Annotated in this window: 2 protein-coding genes and 1 pseudogene; 1 reads left to right on the top strand and 2 read right to left on the bottom strand. The window is 71.9% G+C overall.

What is annotated here, in order from left to right; genetic code table 11:
• Window positions 1–552 (top strand): annotated as a pseudogene (locus tag CCN44_RS04615) (hypothetical protein); the annotation flags it as partial.
• A 212-nt stretch (window positions 553–764) separates the two neighbouring features.
• Here CCN44_RS04615 and CCN44_RS04610 read toward each other — a convergent pair.
• On the bottom strand, window positions 765–1,955 hold the full coding sequence (locus tag CCN44_RS04610; RefSeq protein ID WP_086696925.1) for a GTP-binding protein: 1,191 nt from the start codon (window positions 1,953–1,955) through the stop codon (window positions 765–767).
• 220 nt (window positions 1,956–2,175) lie between these two features.
• Window positions 2,176–3,981: a S8 family serine peptidase gene (locus CCN44_RS04605; RefSeq protein ID WP_086696924.1), complete on the bottom strand. Its 1,806-nt coding sequence runs from the start codon at window positions 3,979–3,981 to the stop codon at window positions 2,176–2,178.
• Window positions 3,982–4,658: the final 677 nt, after the last annotated feature.

Below are 4,658 nucleotides of genomic sequence, written 5' to 3'. Positions count from 1 at the left end.
GACCGGCTGCCGGCCGCCGAGCGGTACGTGGTCAAGCCGAAGCTCGGCGCGGACTCTCTCGGCCTGCGGATCGTCCCGGGCAGCCGGCTCGCCGAGCTGTCCGCCGGGGACGTGCTGATCCAGCCCTGCGTCGACTTCGCCTACGAGGTGTCGTTCTTCTTCGTCGACGACGACTTCCAGTACGCCCTGTACGCCCCCGACCCGCGGCGCCGCTGGGAGCTGCAGCCGTACCGGGCCACCGCCGCCGACCTGGAGTTCGCCCGCCGGTTCATCGACTGGAACGACCTCGGCCACGGCATCCAGCGCGTCGACGCCTGCCGCGCCCCCGACGGCGGCCTGCTGCTGGTCGAACTGGAGGACCTCAACCCCTACCTGTCCCTGGACGCGCTGCCGGAGGAGGCCAGGGACGCCTTCGTCACCGCGTTCACGGCGTCCCTGAGCCGGTTCGTGCAGGTGGCGCCGGCCCGCGGCCAGGGGCGCGGCGTCCAGCCGGACGAGCGCGGTCCCGGGGAAAGCGGTGACGAAGCCGGGCGAGTCGCGCAGCGCGCCTAGGGCCTGTCGTTCGGANNCCGCGTTGTCGTCCCTCGCCGACGCTCCGCGTCGACTCCCTCCTCCGCCTTGCAACTGCACGCACCACGCCCCGCTCGGGCCGGCCGAAAGGCAACGTGCCCCACAGCCGACCTGATCCGAACGACAGACTCTAGCCGCGGCTCGCTGCCGGGTCGGGCGGTGCCGTGGCTGCGTCCACCGCCCGACCCGGAGCCTCAGGTGCGTGCCACGAGTTCCGGGGATTCGTGGTCGCAGGTGTCGTCGACGCCGTACGTGTCCCAGGCGGGGAACGGATCCTCCACCGGCAGGCCCTCGCCGTCCGCCAGCAGGCAGTCGGTGAGCGCGGCGTGCAGGGCCTCCGCGTGCAGGTGCGTGCCGATGAAGACCAGTTCCTGGGCGGCCGGGCCGTCGATGCCGCGGGCGGCGGAGGGCTCGAAGCGGGCCACGGAGCCGGCCTGGGACCACAGTCCCGTCACGTGCGGACGGCTGGCCAGGGTGAAGAACCCCTTGGAGCGCAGGATCTGCCCGTAGGCGCCGCTGTCCATCTCCTCCGTCACGAACCGCCACAACCTCCCCGGGTGGAAGGGGAGTCCGGAGCGGAAGACGGTGGAGGAGATGCCGTACTCCTCGGTCTCCGGGACGTGGTCGCCGTTCAGTTCCATGACCCAGCCCGGGGCCTGCTGGGCGCGTTCCAGGTCGAAGAGCCGGGTGCCGAGGACGTCCTGGAGCGCCACCCGTCCGTGGACGGCCGGGACGAGCCGGGCCGCCGGGTTGAGGCGGGTGAGCGCGGCGCGCAGCCGCTCGGCCGTGGTGCCGTCGACCAGGTCGAGCTTGTTGAGGACGATGACGTCGGCGAACTCGATCTGGTCGATCAGCAGGTCGCTGACGGTGCGTTCGTCGTCCTCGTACTGGTCGAGGCCGCGCTCGGCGAGTTCGTCGCCGCTCGCCAGTTCCGGGAGGAAGCCCGCGGCGTCGACGACCGTGACCATCGTGTCCAGGCGGGCCAGGTCGCCGAGGGTGGCGCCGTCGTCGCGGGCGAAGGCGAAGGTGGCCGCGACCGGCATGGGCTCGGAGATCCCGCTGGACTCGATGAGGAGGTAGTCGAACCGGCCTTCGCCGGCCAGCCGGCGCACCTCTTCCAGCAGGTCGTCGCGCAGGGTGCAGCAGATGCACCCGTTGGTCATCTCGACCAGCCGCTCCTCGGTCCGCGAGAGCGCCGCCTCGCCGCCGCGTACGAGCGCCGCGTCGATGTTGACCTCGCTCATGTCGTTGACGATGACGGCGACGCGCAGTCCCTCGCGGTTGCCGAGCACATGGTTGAGCAGGGTGGTCTTGCCCGCGCCGAGGAAACCGGACAGCACGGTCACCGGCAGTCGCTCGTGCGTCGTGTGCTGGGGGACGGCCATGGTTCTCCTCGTCGGGTGGATGGGCGAGGAAGACGCTACATGAAAATGGATTCCATTTCTAATGTGGGTGAGGTCCCGCGTACGCGACCGTGCGGTATGTGTGATGCCCCGGACACGGCGACGGGCCGGCCGGTGCCCATCCGCACCGGTCGGCCCGTCTGCTCTCGATCTGCCGTCAGAGGATCGGCGATCCCTCACCGGCAGCCCCTGGCAGCGGGGTTCAGAAGGTCAGTGTCCAGCGGTTGAGCGTGCCGGAGTCCTGCGCGTACACGTCCTGCACCCGCAGCTTCCAGGTGCCGTTCGCGGTCTCGCCGGAGGCGTCCACCGTGTACGTGGTCCTGACGTCGTCGGCGGAGTCCGAGCTGCTGGAGGACTTCAGCCGGTAGGCCGACCCGTCCGGCGCGACCAGGTCGATGACCAGGTCACCGCGGTAGGTGTGGGTGATGTCGACCGCCACCTTCAGGGCCGAGGGGGCGTTGCCGGTGCGTCCGCCGACGCTGATCGGGGACTCGATCGCCGTGCCCCCGTCGGGGATGGCGACGGCCGAGGTGCTGGTGAAGGTCGTGCCGCCGGTCGAGCCGCCCGTACCGCTCACCGCCTGCACCGTCTTGGCCGCGTCCGCCAGGCCGGCACCGCAGCCGCCCGAGCACGCGCCCGGCAGCGGGCGGGCGTTGGTCTTGATCGCCGACTCGATCTGGGCCGGGGTCAGCGCGGGGTTGGCCGACTTCATCAGGGCGACGAGGCCCGCGATGTGCGGGGTGGCCATGCTGGTGCCCTGGTAGTAGGCGTACGACTCGGTCGACGGGGTCTTGGTGCCGGAGTTGAGCGTGGACAGGATGCCGTTCGCGGTGCCGGTGCTGGTCTGACCGCCGGGCGCCGAGATGTCCACCAGGGAGCCGTAGTTGGAGTAGGACGCCTTGGCGCCGGAGCGGTTGGTCGCGGCGACCGAGATGACGTTGTTGCAGTTGCCCGGCGAGTGGTTCGCGACGTTGTCGTTCTCGTTGCCCGCGGCCACGACGACCGTCGTGCCCCGGTTCACCGCGGCGTTGATGGCGCTCTGGGTGGCCGAGGTGCAGGCGCCGTCGCCGCCGAGGCTCATGTTGATGACCTTGGCGACGTTGGCGTTGGCGGGCACGCCGGAGACGGTGCCGCCGGACGCCCAGGTGATGGCGTCGATGATGTCGGAGTCGTAGCCGCCGCACTTGCCGAGCACCCGCAGCGGGGAGATCTTCGCGCCGTACGCGACACCGGCGACCCCCTTGCCGTTGTTGGTGGCGGCGGCGATGGTGCCGGCGACGTGCGTGCCGTGCCAGGAGGAGTTGCTGGCCGGGACGTCGGGGCCGCAGTCGCCCGCCGCGTACCAGTCGCCCGGGTCGGCCGGGTTGCCGTCGCGGCCGTCGCCGTCGACGGAGACGGCGGTGTCGGAGATGAAGTCGTAGCCGCCGACGATGTTCGCGGCCAGGTCGGAGTGCGCCACGTAACCGGTGTCGATGACGGCGACGTTGACACCGGAACCGGTGGACAGGTCCCAGGCGCCCGGCACGCGCATGCCCGCGGTCTCCTCGAACAGGTCCCACTGCTTGCCGTACTCGGTGTCGTTCGGCGTGGCCATGGGCTTGTTGAGCCGGTCCGGTACGACGTAGGCGACCTGCGGGTCGGCCTGGTACTCGGCGATGACGTCGGCGACATCGGTGCGGGTGGCGTCGTCATCGAGGTCGACGAGCGCGGCGCCGGTGCCGAGGCGGCGCTGGAAGTCGACGTGCTCGCCGGTCTCCTTGGCCTTGGCGGCGGCGTCCGCCTCGGCGGCCTTGTCGGAAGTGGCCTCGCCGGCCCCCGACTTGTAGCCGACGATGAGGCGTTCGGCCGGTGTGCCGGGGGCGGCCTCGGTCTGCGCCGCCGGGACCGCGGCCTCGCGGACGGCGCCGTCCTGGGCGACGGCGACGGTGGCCGTGGTGGCCGTGAGCAGGGCCGCGGAAACCGCGGCGACGGATATCAGCTTCCGTCCGGTGGCGGGAACTGTACGCAAGGGTATGCCTTTCGCGACCGACTCCGGGCAGGCCGGAGCGGCGGTGGGGAGGGGCTTCGGCGTCGAAGCGGAGGGGTGTGAAACCGAAAGACGGTGCAGATGGCCGACCATGCGCGGGGCGCCGGCCCGTCCGGGATCACCTGTGGGTCGGCTGTGCAGGAACGATAGGTAAATCGAACGGCGCAGGGGTACAGGGAAAACCCTCGATCTGGCCGGTAACCACCCTTGACGCGGCGCGGACAGGCGGTTGTCGCGTCGTGCCGGCCCTGCACGTCCACCCGGCACCCGTGGGCCGGCGGCCTGTGCCGGCCGGCCGTGCCCCGCCCGCCCCCGCCCGTCTCGGCCCTGGCCCGGTGGTGGGGCCGAAGCCCTCGTCCGGCCCCGGGGCGACGGGGGCACCGAAGCGCGCCAACGCTCAGCGCCGCTCGCCGAGTTGAGCGCCTCGATCGCTCGACGGAGGAGGGGGCGTCCTGAACGGTGCCGTGGTGGGCGCCGTACCTGAGCGCGGGGCCAGGGAAGCCCCGAATCCGTGGGACGGAAGGAGTGCCAGGTGCCGACACCACCCGACCCCCAGGAGCCGCCGCCCGGACCGGTGCCGGAGCCCGTCCGGGTCGTGCGGCTCCGCCGCTTCGACGCCCTCGCCGAGCTGATGCGGGAGTTCCGGCCCCACCCGGTGA

It is taken from the genome of Streptomyces tricolor (genome assembly GCF_002155905.1).
GTDB classification, from domain to species: Bacteria; Actinomycetota; Actinomycetes; order Streptomycetales; family Streptomycetaceae; genus Streptomyces; species Streptomyces tricolor.
Note: the sequence above shows the minus strand (reverse complement) of the source record. Positions and strands in the feature narration are given on the sequence as shown.

Coding starts and splice junctions, on each gene's coding strand:
- CCN44_RS04610 (WP_086696925.1), bottom strand. CDS start 1,955: ATGGCCGTCCCCCAGCACACGACGCACGAGCGACTGCCGGTGACCGTG.